The 21,229-nt window shown below is 33.5% G+C and carries 19 protein-coding genes and 1 pseudogene; 7 read left to right on the forward strand and 13 right to left on the reverse strand.

The genetic code is table 11. From position 1 onward, the window contains the following. The first annotated feature begins 368 nt into the window (after nucleotides 1–368). From AST99_RS15880 to AST99_RS15890, 3 genes are all read left to right on the forward strand, one after another. Nucleotides 369–1,673: a voltage-gated chloride channel family protein gene (locus AST99_RS15880; protein WP_057783430.1), complete on the forward strand. Its 1,305-nt coding sequence runs from the start codon at nucleotides 369–371 to the stop codon at nucleotides 1,671–1,673. Then, nucleotides 1,670–2,014 (forward strand): hypothetical protein, encoded by a 345-nt coding sequence (locus AST99_RS15885; protein WP_057783432.1) that lies wholly within the window; start codon nucleotides 1,670–1,672, stop codon nucleotides 2,012–2,014. The genes AST99_RS15880 and AST99_RS15885 overlap by 4 nt, the downstream gene beginning before the upstream one ends. A 105-nt stretch (nucleotides 2,015–2,119) precedes the next feature. Continuing rightward, a complete protein-coding gene (locus AST99_RS15890; RefSeq protein ID WP_057783434.1) occupies nucleotides 2,120–3,121 on the forward strand; it encodes an NAD(P)H-dependent glycerol-3-phosphate dehydrogenase in 1,002 nt (333 codons plus the stop codon). A gap of 13 nt (nucleotides 3,122–3,134) precedes the next feature. Here the strand turns inward: AST99_RS15890 and AST99_RS15895 are convergent, their stop codons facing one another. From AST99_RS15895 to AST99_RS15905, 3 genes are read right to left on the reverse strand one after another with little or no spacing between them, the layout of a single operon-like run. Continuing rightward, entirely contained in the window at nucleotides 3,135–3,533 is a 399-nt protein-coding gene (locus AST99_RS15895; protein WP_057783436.1) for a hypothetical protein, read from the reverse strand. Nucleotides 3,534–3,537: 4 nt separating this feature from the next. Continuing rightward, a complete protein-coding gene (pheS, locus tag AST99_RS15900) occupies nucleotides 3,538–4,557 on the reverse strand; it encodes a phenylalanine--tRNA ligase subunit alpha (RefSeq protein ID WP_057783438.1) in 1,020 nt (339 codons plus the stop codon). A gap of 37 nt (nucleotides 4,558–4,594) precedes the next feature. Further along, complete coding sequence (locus AST99_RS15905) at nucleotides 4,595–4,951, reverse strand: hypothetical protein (RefSeq protein ID WP_057783440.1); 357 nt, start codon at nucleotides 4,949–4,951, stop codon at nucleotides 4,595–4,597. 127 nt (nucleotides 4,952–5,078) lie between these two features. Between AST99_RS15905 and AST99_RS15910 the strand changes: the two genes are divergently transcribed. Continuing rightward, nucleotides 5,079–5,609 carry a CvpA family protein gene (locus AST99_RS15910; protein ID WP_057783442.1) on the forward strand — a complete coding sequence of 177 codons (531 nt, stop codon included), beginning with the start codon at nucleotides 5,079–5,081 and terminating at the stop codon, nucleotides 5,607–5,609. Here the strand turns inward: AST99_RS15910 and AST99_RS15915 are convergent. From AST99_RS15915 to AST99_RS15930, 4 genes are read right to left on the reverse strand one after another with little or no spacing between them, the layout of a single operon-like run. Then, complete coding sequence (locus AST99_RS15915) at nucleotides 5,606–7,810, reverse strand: PepSY domain-containing protein (RefSeq protein ID WP_057783444.1); 2,205 nt, start codon at nucleotides 7,808–7,810, stop codon at nucleotides 5,606–5,608. The genes AST99_RS15910 and AST99_RS15915 overlap by 4 nt on opposite strands. Nucleotides 7,811–7,822: 12 nt before the next feature. Beyond that, nucleotides 7,823–8,317, reverse strand: a complete 495-nt coding sequence (locus tag AST99_RS15920) for a DUF2271 domain-containing protein (protein WP_057783446.1) — start codon at nucleotides 8,315–8,317, stop codon at nucleotides 7,823–7,825. A 6-nt stretch (nucleotides 8,318–8,323) separates the two neighbouring features. Beyond that, nucleotides 8,324–9,826 carry an ankyrin repeat domain-containing protein gene (locus tag AST99_RS15925; RefSeq protein WP_057783448.1) on the reverse strand — a complete coding sequence of 501 codons (1,503 nt, stop codon included), beginning with the start codon at nucleotides 9,824–9,826 and terminating at the stop codon, nucleotides 8,324–8,326. Nucleotides 9,827–9,828: 2 nt separating this feature from the next. Further along, nucleotides 9,829–10,740, reverse strand: a complete 912-nt coding sequence (locus AST99_RS15930) for a DUF6607 family protein (RefSeq protein WP_057783450.1) — start codon at nucleotides 10,738–10,740, stop codon at nucleotides 9,829–9,831. 97 nt (nucleotides 10,741–10,837) lie between these two features. Between AST99_RS15930 and AST99_RS15935 the strand changes: the two genes are divergently transcribed. From AST99_RS15935 to AST99_RS15945, 3 genes are read left to right on the forward strand one after another with little or no spacing between them, the layout of a single operon-like run. Continuing rightward, complete coding sequence (locus tag AST99_RS15935) at nucleotides 10,838–12,970, forward strand: TonB-dependent receptor plug domain-containing protein (protein ID WP_057783452.1); 2,133 nt, start codon at nucleotides 10,838–10,840, stop codon at nucleotides 12,968–12,970. Nucleotides 12,971–12,977: 7 nt separating this feature from the next. Next, complete coding sequence (locus AST99_RS15940; RefSeq protein ID WP_057783454.1) at nucleotides 12,978–14,078, forward strand: HmuY family protein; 1,101 nt, start codon at nucleotides 12,978–12,980, stop codon at nucleotides 14,076–14,078. A gap of 39 nt (nucleotides 14,079–14,117) precedes the next feature. Next, nucleotides 14,118–15,368, forward strand: a complete 1,251-nt coding sequence (locus AST99_RS15945; protein WP_083495714.1) for a T9SS type A sorting domain-containing protein — start codon at nucleotides 14,118–14,120, stop codon at nucleotides 15,366–15,368. 69 nt (nucleotides 15,369–15,437) lie between these two features. Here AST99_RS15945 and AST99_RS15950 read toward each other — a convergent pair whose 3' ends face one another. From AST99_RS15950 to AST99_RS15975, 6 genes and pseudogenes are all read right to left on the reverse strand, one after another. Next, complete coding sequence (locus AST99_RS15950; RefSeq protein WP_057783458.1) at nucleotides 15,438–16,064, reverse strand: carbonic anhydrase; 627 nt, start codon at nucleotides 16,062–16,064, stop codon at nucleotides 15,438–15,440. 310 nt (nucleotides 16,065–16,374) lie between these two features. Further along, a complete protein-coding gene (locus AST99_RS15955; RefSeq protein WP_057783461.1) occupies nucleotides 16,375–16,671 on the reverse strand; it encodes a hypothetical protein in 297 nt (98 codons plus the stop codon). 38 nt (nucleotides 16,672–16,709) lie between these two features. Continuing rightward, on the reverse strand, nucleotides 16,710–17,462 hold the full coding sequence (locus tag AST99_RS15960) for a tetratricopeptide repeat protein (RefSeq protein WP_057783463.1): 753 nt from the start codon (nucleotides 17,460–17,462) through the stop codon (nucleotides 16,710–16,712). A gap of 1 nt (nucleotide 17,463) precedes the next feature. Continuing rightward, nucleotides 17,464–19,236 (reverse strand): BatD family protein, encoded by a 1,773-nt coding sequence (locus AST99_RS15965; RefSeq protein WP_057783465.1) that lies wholly within the window; start codon nucleotides 19,234–19,236, stop codon nucleotides 17,464–17,466. 23 nt (nucleotides 19,237–19,259) lie between these two features. Beyond that, complete coding sequence (locus AST99_RS15970; RefSeq protein WP_232301637.1) at nucleotides 19,260–20,192, reverse strand: tetratricopeptide repeat protein; 933 nt, start codon at nucleotides 20,190–20,192, stop codon at nucleotides 19,260–19,262. Continuing rightward, nucleotides 20,189–21,226, reverse strand: a pseudogene (locus AST99_RS15975) (VWA domain-containing protein). The gene AST99_RS15970 and the pseudogene AST99_RS15975 overlap by 4 nt, the downstream one beginning before the upstream one ends. Nucleotides 21,227–21,229: the final 3 nt, after the last annotated feature.

Consider the following 21,229-nt stretch of genomic DNA (forward strand, 5'->3'; position numbering starts at 1 on the left):
AATTAAGTATCTCTATCAGTACATTTACAACCAAAGTCTAGTAACTGATAGAGATATATAATTAAAAATCTTAGCAAATTTATAACGTTAAAAATCGTACCATAAATGTATTCCCATTCACAAACTAACGTTAAAACTTTAATAATCATGTTTTTAAACATGTATTCTTCTTAAAAAAGAATATTTAACTTACAGTATAAATACAGTTAAGCATCAACAAAGCTTTCCAAAACAGTTTGATATTATAATTTTTGTTCTAATTTTGTTTATGCACGGCAATGAGGTTTGCCTTAAACCGCTCTTATAACACTAAAAATTTCTACTAATACCGACTGTAAACCTAGTAGAAGTATTAATATTAGGTAATTATGACCTTAGAAGATTTTAAAAACAAACTAACCTCATTCGAACAAATTCCATCATTATACTATCTCATTAAATGGCTTGTAATCTGCACCTTTTTAGGTCTGGTAGCCGGAAGTATCTCTGCATTTTTCTTGAAGAGTTTAGAATGGGCAACAGCCTATAGAGAATCTAATTTTTGGATTATTGCATTATTACCTATCGGTGGATTTATTATAGGTATTACGTACCACCTTTTCGGAAACAGTGTAGTAAAAGGAAACAATTTATTACTTGAAGAATTTCATTCGCCTAAAAAAGTCATTCCTTTCAAAATGGCTCCTTTAGTTTTATTTGGAACGGTTGTCACGCATTTATTTGGAGGTTCTGCAGGTCGTGAAGGAACCGCCGTACAAATTGGTGGTGCAGTAGCAGATCAATTCACTAAAATATTTAAACTTTCTAATGGAGATCGTAAAATTGTTTTAATAGCAGGTATTAGTGCTGGTTTTGCATCTGTATTCGGAACACCTTTGGCTGGTGGTATTTTTGCTTTAGAAGTGCTCATTCTTGGACGTATTCGTTTAGATGCTATTGTGCCTAGTTTTTTAGCAGCAGTACTTGCGAATTATTTTTGTGAAATCTGGAACATTCATCATACACATTATCACATAGACGCCGTTGCAGAGATGAATCCCATAAATTTACTTTGGGCCATGTTAGCAGGAATAATCTTTGGACTGGTAGCCATGTTATTTTCAAAATCGACTCACTTTTGGTCGAATTTATTTAAAAAATACATAAAATATCCGCCGTTACGCCCAACCATTGGTGGCATAATTTTAGCCATTATAATCTATAGTATTGGGACCACTAAATATATTGGTTTAGGTGTGCCAACAATTGTAGAATCGTTTAGCTCTAATATGAATTCTTACGATTTTTTAGCCAAACTCTTATTCACATCTTTTACTCTTGGTGCAGGTTTTAAAGGTGGAGAAGTCACTCCTTTATTTTATATCGGAGCCACTTTAGGTAATGTGTTAATTTGGTTTATTCCGCTTCCTATGGGCTTACTTGCTGGCATGGGATTTGTAGCTGTATTTGCAGGCGCAACCAATACACCAATTGCATGTACAGTTATGGGTATCGAATTATTCGGAATTGAAGCAGGCGTATTTATTGCCATTGCTTGTAGTGTTTCGTATTTATTTTCTGGGCACACTGGCGTATATACCTCTCAAATTATTGGAAGCCCAAAAAACACGAGTGTTTTTAAAGAAAAAGGACTTACCTTATCTGAAATTGACGATAAAAGACATCACAAATGAAAACGGTAACCACCATTAGGATTTATTTTGAATACGGTAAAAAACGTAAAGATGTTCCGTTTTGGAAAACCCTTCACGAATCAGATTTTGGGACTATCGTTATAAAAAAAGCAAAAGCCGCCAATTTAAATCAGGTGTTACAATTTAACGTCTCTAAAGGCTATTTTGATAGTAAAAAAATAAACTGGGGGCTAAGTGATGTTCAGCATTTTAAACACCCACAAATTATTGAAATTACCGATACGTTAGAACGTATAGAACACTTCTTAGAAGTCGAAAAACTATTTTTAGCAGACACTTCAATTTATATTATTAAAAACGAAATGGTTTTGAAATCTTAAACAATTTAAATGCACAGTAACTCGAAATCTGTTTTATTAATATTTCATTAACCCAGAAAAAGTTCTTTTTTACGTACTTTTGAATCTTATAATTATAATGCTTTTATGAGTAAAGAATTAAAATATGCTGTATTTGGTGCTGGTAGTTGGGCTACCGCCATTGTAAAAATGCTTTGTGAAAATCTTGACGAAGTGGGTTGGTACATGCGTAGTGTTTACACTAAAGAACATTTATTAAAAGAACAGCATAATCCTAATTATTTAAGTTCTGTAGAGTTCAATACCGATGAACTTATTCTTAGTAACGACATTAATGAAATTGCTAATTATGCAGATATCTTAATTTTCGCCATCCCTTCTGCATTCATGCAAAGTGAATTAGAAAAAATAACCATAGACATCTCTAACAAAACAGTAGTTTCTGCCGTAAAAGGTATTATTCCAGAATCTGGATTATTAGTTGGCGAGCACTTTCACCATGATTACAATGTATCTTACAACAACATTGTTGTGATTGCTGGACCATGCCATGCCGAAGAAGTTGCTCTAGAACGTTTATCTTACTTAACAATTTCTTGTGCCGACTCTAAAAAAGCAAAAGCCATTGCTAAAAACTTTTCTAGTAATTATATAAAAACCAAAATTAGCGACGATGTAATCGGGACCGAATATGCCGTTATGCTAAAGAACATTTATGCTATTGCCGCAGGAATTGCTCACGGTTTAGGTTACGGAGACAACTTTCAAAGTGTATTAATGAGTAATGCGATTCGAGAAATGAAACGCTTTATTAAAAAAATGCACAAGATGAAACGTAACATTAACAACTCAGCCTACTTGGGCGATTTATTAGTTACAGGATATTCTGTGTTTTCTAGAAATAGAATGTTCGGTAATATGATTGGAAAAGGCTACACCGTAAAATCAGCACAAATGGAAATGAGTATGGTAGCAGAAGGCTATTACGCCTCTAAAAGTGCACAACTATTGAATGAAAAGAATGCTCGTAAAACCAAACTTCCTATAATTAATGCGGTTTACGAAATTTTATATGAAGGCAAAGATCCTAAAAAGACTTTTGAAAAACTTACAGACAAGTTAGATTAAAAAGTAAGGGTGTTTATTTTACTAAAACGCCCTGAATACCACCCATAGTTGGTATAACTTGATAGGCTTTCTCGTTAATAGTGTTCGCTTTAAACACAAAGGACTTGTCAAACATTTTATTACCTTCAAAGAAAGAGACTTCAAAGGTATTTACTAAGGCTAAAACTTCCTCTTGAAGATATTCAATTTTAGCAAAACTCTTAGCCGGAAGCGTCTCTAATTTATGACGCATTACAGCCGTTTTTTTATCTTTAGACAGTCCTTTAGAGACGATTAATACCATCTCTAAATCGACGTCTTTATCATTTATAATATAGGCATTCCACTCGTCTACATTAAGGTCTTTATTAAACACTTTTACAGCAGCGACATAAACACCATCAACTTTGGGAATTTCAATATCTTTTTTCATACAATTAAATTGTAGACTTAAATTGTTCTAAGAAACGCACATCGTTTTCACTTAATAAACGGATGTCGTTTATTTGGTGTAATAACATGGCAATACGATCTATTCCTACGCCAAAAGCAAAACCAGAATACACTTTAGAATCTATATTACAGTTTTCTAAAACGTTTGGATCTACCATACCACAACCACCAATTTCTAACCAACCTGTACCTTTAGTTATACGGTAATCAGATTCGGTTTCTAAGCCCCAATACACATCAATCTCTGCGCTTGGTTCTGTAAATGGAAAATATGACGGACGTAAACGAATTTTCGATTTCCCGAACATTTCTGTAGTAAAATATTGCAACGTTTGCTTTAAGTCTGCAAAGCTTACATCTTTATCAATATATAATCCTTCAACTTGATGAAAGAAACAGTGAGAACGAGCCGAAATAGCTTCATTTCTGTACACACGTCCTGGAGAAATGGTACGAATTGGAGGCGCATTGTTTTCCATATAACGCACTTGTACAGAACTGGTGTGTGTACGTAATAATACATCTGGATCTGTTTGAATAAAAAACGTATCCTGCATATCTCTCGCCGGGTGATATTCTGGTAAGTTTAATGCTGTAAAATTATGCCAATCGTCTTCAATTTCTGGACCTTCACTAACGTTGAAACCAATGGTTGAAAAAATATCTATAATTTGATTTTTTACAATAGAAATAGGGTGACGAGATCCAATAGAAATAGGTTCGCCTGGTCTAGATAAATCGCCATAAATCCCTTTTGCTTCTTCATTGCTTTCTAATTCAGCTTTTAAAGCATCAACACGTTCTTGAGCTGTATTTTTAAGCTGATTAATAACTTGACCAAATTCTTTCTTTTGATCGTTAGCCACGTTTTTAAATTCAGCAAAATAATCGTTTAACAATCCTTTTTTACCTAAGTATTTAATACGGAATGCTTCAACTTCGTCTTTAGACTGTGCTTTAAATGCTTCTGCTTCAGCAATAAGTTCTTTTATTTTATCAATCATGATCTTCCTTCAAAAATGAATGCAAATTTAACAATTCTTAATTTATATATTCGGTTTCAATGAAATAGTTTACAATGGCTTCTTTCATTAAAATACTTTGTTCGCCAGCTTTTAATGTTGGCAATTGTTCTTTTACGGTATAATGTGGCCACCCATCATCGTCTACAAAATCAAACTCATAATACCCATAAGGCACTAATAGCTTGCAAATTGCAATATGCATTAAATCTAATTTTTGGTCTTTTTTAAAAGTACGGTCCAACTGTCCTAACTCTTGTAAACCAATTAAATAAATAATGGCATCTAGATCTAAAGTATCACCATCTGCAAATTGATTCGACAATTTAGTCACGACATCTTTCCATCTCGATTTTAATTCTTCGTCTCTTGACATATAATTTTTATTACGCTTAAACTGCGTGCTGCAAAGTTAAAAAATAGCACCTCATTTCTCCTAAACATCTCATAAAATATGACAGATTCATATTTAATATTATATTTGAGAAATCAACCAATTCATTATGACTTTATTAGACATCATTCTTGCTGTTATTCTTCTATTCGGTTTAGTTCGAGGATTTATTAATGGTCTTTTTGTAGAAATAGCCTCGTTACTGGCTTTAATTATTGGTGTTTTTGGCGCCATTCATTTTAGTGCTTATACAGGTTCTCTGTTTGAAGATAAAGTAGATTGGGATGATAATTACATTAAAATAGTGGCTTTTGCTGTTACATTTATAGCGATAGTGTTAGTTATTGGATTGGCTGGAAGAGCACTCACAAAACTTGCAGATTTTGCATTTTTAGGTATTGTAAATAAGATTTTAGGCGGTGTGTTTGGCCTTCTTAAAATAGGTTTAATTGCTAGTGTAGCTTTAAATATTTTTGTAACCTTAAATGATACGGTTCCATTTGTAGATGAAACTGATATTGATGACTCTGTACTTTACGAACCTGTAATGGCTATTTCAACAAAACTTTACCCTGCCATTAAAGAAAAAGTTGAAGAGAAAAAGAAAGACCTTTTAACAAAAGATGAAGAAGAAAACTAATAACAGTCTAGCTTAAGCTGACCTTTATTTTTATACACACTTAATGGCTGTTCTAAATGGCGCTCACAAATGGCTTCTAAGACCAGAAGTACATCTTTTTGCATAGCAATAGATCCGCAAATCATAATCACACCCTTTTGTTTTAAAACCTGTGCCACGTGTTCTGCATCTCGCTCTAGTAAATGTTGCACGTAGACTTTATGTTCATCTTCTTGTGAATACGCGATTTCAAGTTTTTGAAGCTTATTGTGTTGTAAACCATCTTGTATAATGTCTTTATACATTTTGAAAGAAGCTTTACGACGTCCGCCCCAATATAACTGCATTTTTTGAGCTGAAGTATTCTGATCTATCATCCCTAAAAACGGAGCAATCCCTGTTCCATTAGCAATCATAAGTACGTGTTTTGTTCGCTTAGAGAGACGAAATTCTTTATTCTTAATTAGTCGTGCTTTAAGGCTATCACCAACTTTTAAATCGTTTAAAAAATTAGAACACAAGCCCAATTCTTGGCGTTTTACACTTAAAAAAACACTCGCATTTACTTTCCCTATAGAATACAAGCGCTCTGCACTATTGGCTTGTGGTTTAATCGCTAATAAATCGCCAGATTTAAATCGGCTAAAACCTAATTTGGGTTTAAAAGTAATAGTAAACGTATCGTCTGGATTATCGCTCGTTATTGTTTTTTGAACCACATTAAATGTACGCTTACGCTTGTTGCTTTCAACTAAAGCATCTCCAGGCAACTGAATTTGCAACCCGACTTTCTTAGACCATGAATTAATCCATTTCGTATAGGCTTCAAAAGATTTATTATGAATGGTAAACGGCTTTAAAAGCTGAACTGCATTAGGATCTGTTTGAAGTAACGCATCTACAGTAAACGCATATTTACAAAAATCGGGATACGCTAAAGATCCAAATCCGACAACAGAAAAACTATAAGCCTTCTCTGTTTTTATAGTTTTAAAAATATTTTCAAAATTAGAGGCATTTTCTGGCGCATCTCCTTGCCCATAAGTAGCTGTAATAACTACTAAATGCTCGCAAGATCTGTAGGTTGAATATGCATTTAATTCAGCAATAAAAGACATCTCACCTAGCTTCAATAATTGCTTATGCAGCATATTGGCATATTGCAAACTGCTCCCATTTTCCGAACCAACTAAAATCACATATTTACAAGCATCCTTTTTAAATGTGTTTTTAAGTTTAGCTTTTCGGCGCTTTAATGTCATGACAAATCCAGAATACACAAAAAACAAAATATTCACACAAGCTATGGCTAAAATTAATGCCCATAATATACTGCCTTGCCCTGTATGCAAATTAATGCTTAATCGAGAAGCCACAGCTATAAGCGGATACTTAGCTTCGCTTAAAACTTCGCCTGTATACTGATTGACTAAAACTTCACGATCTTGTAATTGAAGGGTGTAATAATCTTCGACATCATCAGAAAACGGAAATTCTACACTTCGAACTTCAGATAACTTGGTATCACTGAAAATAGCTTGATCTTTTAACTCGCGTTTTGGAGTTTCAGAAATTTCATCATAATTCACATTCTGAATAAGCGTTTCTTTCGGCAATAAATCGAATCGATATAAAGATAAATATACTCCAGTAAGCGTGACAATAATAATAGGAATTAATGATAAACGTCCTAACACAACATGGTAATATTGCGAGAAGTTTTCATTGACAATCTTACCAAAAAAACGTTTAAAACTACGTTGTCTTTTTACGATTAAAACCGTTCCGGATACAGCGATTAAGAAAAGAAGAAAAGAGGTGATTCCAACAAATATTCGCCCCGTAGATTTTAAAAACAAGGACCTATGAAAGCTTGTCGCCCAATTAAAAAGTGGAGCTTTTTCAATAAGTTCTCCTAATTTTTCACCAGTTTTAGGATTGATGTAAAACGTTTCTGCATCACCTTCCTCTGTAATTACAGAAGCAGATACAAAATCGTTAACATCAACATTCATATCGATGACTTCAAGATAATTTGTTTTTAAATGCTGCACGGTTTCGGCCAAAGTCACCTCATCAAACCCACTTACTTTATAAAGTTGAATTTGATTAGAGATAGGCTCGAATGCCAAAATAATACCAGTAAATGCCGCTAATATTATAAAAACAAAAGAAGATACAGCCAGCGCAAGGTGGCTATATCTCCATATTGAAATCGTCATAAGTTATTTCTTTTAGTTAGGAATCATACGGATGTAACGTATAAATCCTTTACCTTCAACTTTACTTTTTACACTTGCAGATGTCAATTCAAATTCAACATCTTTTTCATAATATTCTTGATCTTCAACAGCCGATTCAAAACGAATACGATATCCAGTATCAATTTTAGAATCATCTATTTCAATCACATTTATACTACGTTGTCCGCCAGCAACTGTTGCTCCAGTTATGGCATCTATATTATTACGTTTTTTTCCATAGAAGTCAAACCAAGACGTTAAATCGTTGTACCATTCATCATCATCACCTTGCATATACAAGGTTTTTTCGTATTCACCTTTTGGGTTTATTAGTGAAATAACGACATAAGCGCCTTCGCCTGTGTAATTCGTCATTTGCACCATACACTTATATTTAGACGCTGCTTCAGCCGGTTTAAAGGAATAGAAACTAAACGCCATAAGTGCTAAAACAGAAAGTATTTTTATAATTGAAAATTTACGCATATCTGCTTATTTTAAAAAATTAATATTAACGTTATTCGACTTTAAAAGCTCATTCTCACTAGCTAAATCAAAAGCTGTTTCTTCAAAATCTGTTGTAATCGTTTTGTCTGCTCCGTTATCTAATAAATACTTTAAAACAGTATCATTTTTAGCAGACATAGCCGATTTTAATAAAGGGGTAAGACCATCTTTGTTTTTAGCATTTACATCTACTTTATATTGCTTTGCAAGTTTAAGTAATTCAAATCCTTTATGATCTAAAGCTAAGTGATATAATGTATCTCCATCTGCTTGAGCTTTAGACACGTCTAATCCTTTTGATGTTAAAAGGGCTAATTTTTTATTAAACTCTTCTTTATTTTTAGGAGAAAAAGAGTTTATCAGGTAAGCTGTTAAGTTATTTCCGTTAGCATCTACAACATTAAGGTCTGCGCCTTTGTCTATTAAATACGAAACCACTTCAGTTGAATTATGTTCTACAGCCAAAGCTAAAGCAGATTCTCCTTTTTTATTCGTTGCATTAATATTTTTTAAGCTAGGCTCTAATAAAGAGATTATAGATACATCGTTTCTTGCTGCTGCATTTAAGAAAGGTGTATTTCCATTTTGGTCGGCTTGATTAACATCTACTCCTTTATTCATAAAATAAATAATAGTTGCTTCATCTTTACTTTTTGCTGCTAAACCATGTAAAGGTGTTAGTCCATCTTTAGTAGTAACATTTGCTTCAATCCCTTTACTTTCTAAATATTTAAAAAATTCTAAACTATTAGAAGGACCTCGACCGCCTGCACTAGCAAAAATCATGGCATTTCCACCGTCCTTATTTAAAGACTTATAATCTACACCTTTTGCTATAAGTTGCTCTAACATATCTCTATTTCCAGATTTAGCAACATAATTAAAAATACCATTTCCAGCAGTATCTTTACTATTTAAATCTAAACCTTTTGCTATAAAATAGTCTATTGTAGAAAAATCTTTAGCACTTTGCGACACTAACAATAATGCATTTGCACCATCATGATTTACATCTGTTAATTTTAATCCGTTTGCCAAACAAATGTCATAAACCTTCGTGTTTTTTTGTCCTGTTGTCGCAGCAAAATTTAGTAAACTATAACCGTGATCGTCTGATATATCTGTTCGAGCACCTTGCTTTAATAGATATTCCATAAGCTCTACATTACCCTTATTAGCTGCCCAAAAGATATATGTACGACCATCGTGTGTTAACTTATTAACGTCGTTACCGTCTTGAGAAAGTAAATATTTTATAGTTGCTATTGGCGCATCTCCTAAAATAGCAGTCGCAACAGCATCGAAACTTCTGTCGTTACGTTTAACAGGATCATTTCCTTCTTTAATTTTTAAATCGATAGTTTCGATTGAAGGATTTGTTTTCCAAAAATCACGTTCTAAGAACACGTTAGATTGTTGTGCTTGAGCAAATGCTCCTAAAGCTAAAAATGCTCCTAAAATTCCCTTTTTAAGTACTGATTTTTTCATGACTATTTTTTTACAAAAGATTCTATTACTTCACTAATTTCTGCTTCATTCTGATATTCTGTATCAGAAAACAAATATTTATACAATTGTTTATTATCTACTTTTTCTTCCAAAGATAAATTTTTATTTCTAGCAAACACTTCATCCCATTTGGTGCGTACTAAAGCCCATTTGGCACTCGTTTTTTTCCAATAGTCCTGAGCCGCAACACATTTACTATCGTCTACTTTAGTATACGTATTGTAACCTTTTTCTTGAGCGATAATAACATCTTCCTTACCGGCTTCACGCAATACTTTATCGTTGTCTTGATCGTGAATCCATCCATCTTTAGTGATTTCTTGACGGTTTCTTCTTAAGGTAATGTTGTAATCGCTTCGTTTTGTATATTCTCTACGTGGTAATGGTGCTGTAGTAGTATTTTCCCAATAACTTTTCCCATCTACATGTACCCAAGACGAAGAGCCTTCGTAACGCGGACTATCATCTACCTGAAATACTTTCTGAGTCCATTGTCCTTTTACATCGTCTTTAGTCAACCCCTCATAGTTCCAAACATTGTCACCATTATATAAGTATAAATCTGTGTTCTCATATTCCCAATCTTGTCTCCAATGTTTTACAATATGCGGATGTGCAGGATCACCAACAATTAACAAATGTTGTAATGCGATTTTATCTTTAGAATCTTCGACTAACTCTACCCATTCTAAACCTTTATCGTGCTTTGTTTCTGAAGGCATATAAGTAGAATCGTTTACATAATTAAATGTTTCAGCGAAATTAAAAGTCACTTCGTGGCAACCGCACATGCTTTTAATTGCTTCTTGGTCTTGTGACTTACTCTTTTGAGCTACAGCCGAATTAAATGTAAAAGCCGATGCTAACATCGTTAATAGTAGTACTCTTTTCATAATATTTCTATAGGTTGAAAATTTAGATTAAAAATATTTGTTCTTATTTAGACTGAATTAAAATAAGATTATATATTTGTCACAAATCTAAAAAAGAATGAGTCTAAATAAAAATTATATTTTACTTTTTTTTATGCCCTTAATGGCTGTTGTTGCCAAAGCACAAACGGCAAGACAGGACTCTTTAGACATTCAAACTTTAAACGAAGTTGTTGTTACAGGACAATATAATCCGCAATCGATTCAAAAATCTGTACATAATGTAATTGTTATTAAACGCGAGCAAATAGATAATCAGGCTGCCAACACCTTAGCCGATTTATTAAACTTCAATTTAAATTTAAACATTATTCCCAACGCACAAACCGGAAAATCTACCATATCTTATTTCGGTTTAGATGCACAATACTTTAATATTCTAGTAGATAACATTCCTTTAGTTAGCGATAGTGGATTAGGAAACAACATCGATTTAACTCAAATTAACTTAGACACCGTAGAGCGTATTGAAATTGTTGAAGGCGCTATGGGTGTAGAGTATGGCGCCAATGCAGTCTCTGGCGTTATAAATATAATTACAAAAAAAACAGTTTCAAACTCTTGGGACATACAAGCCTTTGTACAAGAAGAAACCGTTAACGATGAATACAGCTGGTTTGATGAAGGCCGACATATACAAGCCGTGAATATAGCGCATAACATTAACGATAAATGGATGGCGCGTATAGGTTTTAATCGCAATGATTTTACTGGATTTAAAAACGATAACGAAGGTGAAAATTATTACACAAACGATGGTTTAAGAGGATACGAATGGCTTCCAAAAACGCAAATAACCACTAACGCATTACTACATTATAACACCAATAACTTAAAAGTCTTATATAAGTTCGATTATTTTAATGAAGAATTATATTACTATGATGCTGCTGTACGTGCCAATATAGATGTAGCATCACAAACTAGCAATCCATCTGCTACAGATAAAATTTATACAACAAACCGATTTGTAAATAATCTAAACTTTTCTGGTGGCTTAAATTCTGGTGCCAATTATTCTGCAGATTTTTCTTATCAGCAACAAAAACGCGATTTAAACACCTTTAACTATTACATTTTAACGGAAGAGAAAACAGACGAAACCGATGAAACGTATCAGTCTAGTAAAGTCTTTTTCTCTAAAGGAACCATAAATAATTTGGTGGAGAGTGATTTTTATAATTTTCAGTTGGGTTACGAAGGAAAATATATTGAAGGTTACGATACTCAGGCCTCAGGATCCGAAACACAACAAGCCAAAACACAAAATCAGAGTAATATCGCAGTGTTTGGCTCAACAGAATTAAACATTGCAGATAAATTTTCAATACGCCCTGGATTGCGATACGAATACAATTCTAAATTCGATTCTAAACTACTAGGCGCAGTAAGTGCACGTTATCTTTTAAATCACGGATTTGAACTTCGCGCAAATGTAGGATCGTCTTACAGAACGCCTAATTTTGAAGAACTCTATTATTATTTCGTAGATTCTAATCATGATGTACAAGGAAATGCAGACTTAACACCCGAAAATGGTTACACTGCTTTTGTTAATTTAAAAAAGAATAGTCGTTTTAATGACATAGCGTTAACAAATGCATTAAAGCTAAGTTATATAGATGTAAATGACAAAATTGATTTGGCTATTGTAAACGAATCGCCATTGCAATATCAATATATTAATATAGACGGTTATAGACTTTGGGGATTAACATCAGAAAACCGTTTTCAAGCAGAACGTTGGAATTTTAATTTGGGTGCCACTTTACAAGGGATTTCTCGAATTTTAAATAACGAAGAAAATGCCAATGATGAATTTCTGTATGCTTTTCAACTAAATACGAGCGCGACCTACTCCATTTCAAAATGGCAAACAGCTGTTAGTGTATTATTTAAATACAATGGCGAACAGCAAACATACGTCGCCTCTGGCGTAGACACTAATGGAGATTCTGTGTATTCAAAATCGACCACAGATGGCTATGGCTGGATGGATGCTTCAATAAAAAAATCTTTTTTCAACAATACACTAGAAACCACTTTAGGTGGTCGGAATTTACTGAACGTTATTAACGTAAACACTTCTAATACCACAAGTGGCGGTACGCATGCCACAGATAGTAGTACGCTTCTACTTGGCTACGGACGTTCTTTTTACCTAAAACTGTTATACAAATTAAACATTTAATCCAATCATGAAAAACCACACCGTTTTAACTCTATTTACTTGTTTAGCCATTTTTGGTTTCACGAGTTGCACAAGCAGTGACGATACACCAAATGCACCTATTACTGTTATTATTGAAGGAGCAACAATAGCGCCTAATGTTGGCGGTGCTAACGAACCTAACCAAGTATATATAGACTTAAGTACCAATACTACCACAGAAGTTACACGCGATTCTTGGGACTTAGGCTTTTATTCTGGCTCAGATTTTAGAGTCTCTATTAACGGTTCTATTTATATGGCCACAGCAGCCCTTTCTGCAACAGACATAGATGCTGTAACCGAAGATGATGAAGAAATTTCTTCTTTAAAAACAAAAGTTGCTGTAGGAACTTTTGATGCCGAGAATACAGCTTATGTAGATTCGCCAGAGGGAGATATCACCGAAACTGCTATTGCTGAAGTTTCTAGTACAGATTCAGAAAATGCTGTGTATCTGGTTAATTTAGGTTATGAACTTTCAACAGAAGAACCTGCTTTAGGAAGTGTATCTGTGGGTGGTGAATCCAGAGGTTGGAAAAAAATTAAAATCAGTAGAGACGGTGACGATTACGTTTTACAATATGCCGACTTAAATGCGACTACACACGAGGAAGTTACAATATCTAAAGATAGCGATTACAACTTTACCTTCTTTAGCTTCAATACAGAATCTATAGTAAATGTAGAGCCTACAAAATCGGAATGGGATTTAAATTTCACCGTATTTACAAATGAAATTACGGGTTATGGATCTTATGGATACACAGATTTTGTTGTTAACAATTTAAAAGCAAATGCTAATGCTTACATCATAGACACGGCAGATGAAGATAACCCAACAACATTAACTTACGACACGTTTACTCTAGCAGATTTAAACACTACTTTATTTACAAGCGACCAACGAAATATTGGTAGCAGTTGGAGAAATGGCGGCGGACCAGACAGTTTGCCAACACTTAAAGATGATGTCTTTTACATTGTACAAGACGCAAACGGAAATTACTATAAACTAAAATTCTTAGCACTAACTAACGCCTCTGGAGTTCGTGGTTATCCTGAGTTTATTTATAGCCTTTTACAGTAAAAACTAATCCATTATACAACCATTTAAAACATTCACACTATGAAAAGAACTTTACAATTTTTATGCTTAATATGCTCCTGCACAACCATTTTTGCTCAAGAGACTGAAGTATCTTTAACTATGGCGCCAAGTTACGCCAATACCATATATTACGATTTAGACACTAAAACCGTAACAAGTTTTACTGCAGATGCCTGGGATGTTGGATTTTTAAGAACCAGCGCAATGAGTATGAGTATTCGAACAAATTCGTTAATTGAAGTCTTTGAAGCTTCAAACGACACAGACGATTGGGCAACTATAGACATCACTAATGAAGAAAATTGGACACCCTTATATAATGGTGATACAGATTGGACTTCTGGATCTATAGATAGAGGTTCTGCTACTTACGGCTGGGGAGAATACAACATTACAAATCATCATGTTACAGGGAGCATCATCTTCATTTTAAAATTTACAGATGGTACCTATGCAAAATTTATTAACGAAGATTTTTACGGAGGTTATACCTTTAGATATGCAACATGGGATGGTTCTGCTTGGTCTGAAGACACTACTGAAACCATATTAAATACAGAAAATGAGAATAATCGATTTAATTATTATTCCATAAAAGAAGGCTCGAAAGTAGTTGCAGAACCTAATATGGATGCTTGGCATTTAGTATTTACTAAATATTACACAGATGTTGAGGATAATGAAGGAAATACTGTAAAATATCTTGTTACCGGTACCTTAATAAACGAAGGTCTAACTGTAGCCGTCAATGAAGAAGAAGAGGATACAGCAGACACCACAAATTTAACCTATTCTGAAGCCACAAACTCTATTGGGTACGGCTGGAAATCTTTTAGTATGGATACGTTTTCTTATATCGTAGATGAAAACAAAGCCTATTATATTAAAAGTGAAGAAGGGTCTATTTACAGATTAGTATTTACAAGCTTTGAAGGATCCGCTACAGGAAACTTAGCTTTTAAGTTTGATGATATTACAAATAGTTTAAGTATTGATGATGTGAATGAAAGCATCAGTTTCGGAATATACCCTAATCCGTCTAGCGATAAAAAAATCAATTTAGTGTATGATGTAAACACACTAACGACAGATATTAACGAAGTAGAAATTTATGCCATTACTGGGGCAAAAGTATTTAGTAGCACCTTAAAAAGCAATACAGGCTTTTACAATAAAGAGTTGCATTTAGAAAATCTACAAAGTGGTGTTTATGTATTAAAGTTTACGTCTGGAACAACGTCTATTACTAGAAAACTTATCCTTAATTAAGGAGTTTTATTTTTTTGTTTGAGTTAAAAGCCACTCTTAAAGAGTGGCTTTTTTATGTAATTAAAGACGTTAATCTAAATGATATATTTCCATAATATTGTGAAGGATAGCTTCAAAATCAATTTTTAAATCGATTAATTTTCCGGTATGCATATCGAATATCCATCCATGAACTTTAACTCCTCTAGAACGAATGGCTTTTTGAACGGCAGATGTTTTAATTAAGTTAACACATTGTTCCTGCACGTTTAACTCAATTAATCGATTATACCTTTTCTCTTCGTCTTCAATTTTATTTAATTCATCTGCATGAATACGGTAAACATCTCTAATATTTCTTAGCCATGGGTTTAACAACCCTAAATCTGCAGATTGCATAGCAGCTTTAACACCTCCACATCCATAATGTCCGCAAACTACAACATGACTTACTTTTAAATGATCTACAGCATAATCTACAACAGACATCACATTCAAGTCGGTATTAGGTACCATATTTGCAATATTTCTATGTACAAATGCTTGTCCTAGCTCTAAACCCATAAACCCTTCTGCATCTACTCGACTATCTGAACAGCCTATGTATAAAAATTCGGGTTTTTGTCCGTGGCGTAAATCTTCAAAATAATTTTCATTAGTTGCTAATTTATTTTTAATCCACTTCTCATTATTTTTAAAAACATTTTTTAATATCATATCTTTTATCTTTAGTCTATTAGGTTATATATGTGAATACAATCTGATTGAATTGTATTTATAAGTATTGAAATTTAAGCTTCTGTTTTTAATTTAACAACTCTATAACTGCCGAATTATAACTGTTAACTACCACTTTTAAATCGTAAAAATTACATTAAAATTTGATAGATGATTTTTGTATTAGACCAAGATAAATATAATTTTAAAACTTTTGAAGTCTAAAAATCTTATGATTTATTAAGGAAATAACTTAAAAATTTTGTAGAGTGTAAAACTAATGGCCGAAGACAACCAAACAATAGCATTACTAGATGTGTCGTTCTGGAGGTGGAGACACAAGATCTAAATGTAATTCGGAGTATGTGTTTAAGTAAAAATTAAATGTATTGTCTTGATCAAGACAACTAAACAGACCATGTAAGTCTTTAGATGTGTTTATGCCTAAGCTTATCAATTTAACCGTTTCCTTACTATTTTCTTCTTCTGCTATATTATAAAACATAGACATATCGATATTATTTTCTAGTAAACTAACAATTGTTGGTGCCGTTATAAAAAGCACAAAAATTGCAGAAAATAATATGGATATAAAAGTTTTAGGCATGGATTATTAAGTAATAACTAAACTTAATGTAAAAGTAGTTATAAAACTTTAATATCCGTGCTAGAAACCCAACCTGTTTTACCGTCAGATAACTTAATTTTTTTCCAATTGTTTACGGTATCAAGAACCTGAACCTTGGTCCCTTCGTGTAAGATAAATGCTTCTTGACTGCTTAAGTTCGGTTCGCTTTTAACCTGACTTTCTTGTACGAAAATAATTGCAGGATTATCTTTTTGAGTTAAATTATAATCATGGAACGCAAAAAATAACGTCAAGCATCCTATAAAAAAAACAATTATACTTGTAGTGAACGCGAATCGTTTTTTTGCAGTGTATTCAGCAAAGTAATAGCTAATAAATAATACCACAAATATAACAAACAACATTACTGTTGTTATGGCCCAACCATCAAAACTAAGAAAGCCAGTTACGTTCTTTAAGAGCTTAGTAAGCCCAACCTCCGGCACAACATCTATAGCATCAATAGTCATGTTTCGCGCATATGCAATATTGTTTTTTATATCGGTATCGTTTGGAGCTAGTTGCAATGCTTTTTCAAAATAATATACACTAGGCCCAACATGATTTAACTTGTAATGTGCATTTCCTAAATTAAAAAACAACTCACTAGACTGCAAACCACTATCTAGAATAGTTTGATATTTATCTATAGCCTCTGCATATTTCCCTTGATTATAAAGTGTATTGGCTTGCTCGAAAACGGCCTCTTGATCTTGTGCAAAAGTTAGACTGCTTAACAACATCATTAGTATGTATAAAACTGTTTTCATCTTAACGAATTTGTTTATCAATTAACGAAATAGTACTTGCCGCCTTATCAAAATCATGCTGCATTGTCTCCCGAGTAGATGGCGTATAACGTGCCAATTCACAACTTTCTAACAGAGATGTAAAATCTGAAACCACACTTGCATCGACTTGCTTATGTGTTAGTAATTCTTGTATTCTATCTTTACTAAACTCACTAGTTTCAATATTTAGTTTCGCCTTTAAATAATTATGTAATGCCTTTTCTAAAGCGATATAGAACGCTTCTTTATTATTTAATGCTTTTTTAGCCTCACTTAAATATTTCTTAGCAAGCTTATCGGCTTTACGTATTTTATTTCCAGTAACATCTGCATCTCTTACTGCTTTTTGTTTTCTAAAAACCATCGCTAACGGAATCATTAAAAACGGAACAATTAAAGATCCCCAAAACAATTTTGTTTTAAAGAAATGTGATGAAGCAACCGGTTCTAAATTTGTTTTTGTTTTAATAAACGCAAAATGATCTTTATTTAACACTACAGCTTGCTTATTCTCTCCTGTTGTTGCACTTGGCGTAGTAGCCGCAACATTATTAGGTCCTTGAGTAACATCAACAATAATCTCGTCTGAACTGATACGTTTATAAGATTCTGTTTTTACATCAAAGTAAGAGAATGAAATACTAGGTATAGGATACTTCCCTTTAAACTGAGGCACAACCGTATAACTATCGGAAATATCGCCTTGCATACCACTTAAATTGGTTCTTACATTTTCGTTATGTTCTGGCTCGTAAACCTCTAGAGAACTTGGTAAAACCACTTGAGGTAATTCGAATAATTTTAAGTTACCGTTTCCTGATACTTGAACATTTAAATCTAAAGATTCTGAAGCTTTTAATTCGGTTTTAGAAGTGGTCACTTTAAAGTCAAAATCTCCTACAGCTCCAGTGAAATCATCTGGTCGTCCATTTTCAGGAAGTTGTCTCACATTTATAATACGTTCTCCTGCAGACACTGTTTTGTGAACCTGAGTCATTAATCGGCCTCCAAAAATGTCTCGTCTATTTGTTGCCACATCTACTGTAAGATCTAAACTTAAAGGCTCTATTTTAAGTTTTCCAGTTTTCTGAGGGTACAATACCGTTTTGCGTAATACGACATAACGATATGGCTCTCCTTCGTATGTTCCATTCTGAATTTTCAATCCTTTTATATCGATATTCTGACTCCAGAAATCGCTATACTTCGGACTATTAATTTCTCGCCAATTACTAACTCCTGTTTCTGTAGAAACATACAGCTTATAGATTACAGTAATCGCCTCGTTTAAATATGGATTGGCTTTTGAAACCTCAGCAACCAAATGAATGTTTTCTGATGCAATATAATCTGCATTATTACCGTCTTTTGGTTTAGACACTGCAGAAGTTACAGTAATTTTTGTAGGCGTAGTTTTATAAAGTTCGCCATCTATTTCTATAGTAGCTTGGTTTAAAGTGAAGCTTCCTTGACTTTTTGGGGATAAGAAATAAGAATATGTTTTCTTAAATTGAGACACACCATTAACCCACGATTTACTAACCGATTGATTAGGACCACCCACGACTGTGAAATTAGAGAAGCTTGGCGGATTAAAATTATCGCCATCCTTATTCATTTCAAAATCTACTCGTAATCGCTCATTAATACCCAGTTTAGTTTTACTCACTTTAGCTTCAAACTTAACCTGTGCAAAGGTTACGCTTGAGACCAGTAAAACTAAAACTATACCTATGTGTTTAATACTTTTCATTTTAAATTCATTCTAAAAACAAACTACCAATCTTTATCGGTTTTAATACGTTCACCTTTTTGTTTCTCAGCATTTATCTTTTCTTGAACTTTCTGTTCCTGATTATTCATCGCTTCTAACAAGTTTTTAATTTGTTGTGGCGACATTTGTCCTTGCTGTGGCTTAGGTTGTTGCGGCTGCTCTTTTTTATTTTGATCACCTTCTCCTGGATCTTGCTTATCGTCTTTAGGCTTACCATCTTCATTTTCTTCTTGGTCACCTTCATCTTTATCTTGATCGCCTTCGTCTTTTTTATCCTGATCCTGATCTTCGCCTTCGTCCTTTTTGTCTTGATCGTCCTGATCTTTGTTATCCTTATTCTGGTCTTGGTTTTGATCTTGGTTATCTTGATTCTGATCTTTATTGTCTTCTTGATCATCCTCATTATTCTGGTTTTGATCTTCTTGCTCTTTTGCGCATTCTTTAGCTAAACCAAAATTATAACGCGTTTCCTCGTCTGATGGATCGTTTCTTAAGGCATTCTTATAAGCTTCTACCGCTTCTTTACATTTTTTATTCTGCATTAAAATATTACCAATGTTGTGAAAGGCTTTATGCTTTTCTGCACGATCGGTAGCTTTAGTTGCAGCCTCTTGTAAACGGTATAAAGACTCTTCAAAATTACCTTTTTTATAATATGAAGTTCCTAAGTTGTAAATTCCAAAGATATTGGCTTGCTCCTCAGAAATTGCTTTTCTATATTCCATTTCTGCAGCGACATAATCTTCACCTTGAATTTTCTCATTTCCTTCAAAAACAAAATTATTAGCTTGTCTTTTAGCCTCAATAAGTGCTTCATTATCATCTTGTGCAAAAGACGAAAATGTACATAATGTAATATAAATTAATACTAAACTTCTCATAACATACTTATCAAAGTATCCGAATATTACTGATTTTTTAGCGTTTTCTATCATAAGTTTTCGTTAAATAAGTTTAACTTCTTTAACCAGCCTGTCTTACGATCTAGTAAGAAAATATCTATAAATAAAAGCAAAATTGCTAAACCAACAAACCACTGAAATTGATCTTTAAAGTCGGCAAACTGCTTAGATTCAAATTCTGTTTTATCCATCCCGTTAAGAATGTCACGAATCTGATCTACAACCTCGCTTGTTTGTCTACCGTTTATATATACTCCATTCGCTTCTTCTGCAATATTTTGAAGCGTTTCTTCATTTAATCGAGTAATTACAGTTTCGCCATTGCTATCCTTTTTATAATTCATCACAATCCCATTTCGTTTTTCAGGAATTGGACCACCTTTTACATCTCCTACACCAATGGTAAAAATTCGTATACCTTCTTCTGCCGCTTCTTCTGCAACTTGTGCAGCAACATCGCTATGGTCTTCTCCGTCTGAGATAATGATAAGCACACGATTAGTTTGCTCGGCATCATCGTAATAGGTTTTGGCTAAGTTAATAGCTTCGTTTATGGCGGTTCCTTGAGAAGACATCATGTCTGTATTCATATTCTGAAGGAACATTTTTGCCGAAGCGTAATCTGTTGTAATTGGCAATTGCGGAAATGCTTTTCCTGCATAAGCAATAATCCCAACACGATCACTCGCTAAATTATTAATAATTTGGGTGACAAGTTGCTTAGCTTTTTCTAATCTGTTTGGCGCAATATCTTCGGCCAACATACTTTTAGAAACATCGACAGCAAACACAATATCTACACCTTCTCATTTAACGGTTTCTAGCTTAGTTCCTACTTTAGGATTCACTAAGGCAATAGCTAATGCAGCAAATGCTAAACAGATAATAACAAGTTTTAAAACAGATTTAAATACCGAACGGTTCGGACTTAAACGCTTTAAAAGGGCTTTATCTGCAAACTTTTTTTGAGTATGGCGTTTCCAAAGCTGAAGCACCAAATAGATGATGATAATCGCCGGAATGACACACAATGCCCAAAACCATATTTTTTCTTCTAATTGAAACATCTA

This window comes from Formosa algae (assembly GCF_001439665.1).
Lineage (GTDB): Bacteria > Bacteroidota > Bacteroidia > Flavobacteriales > Flavobacteriaceae > Formosa > Formosa algae.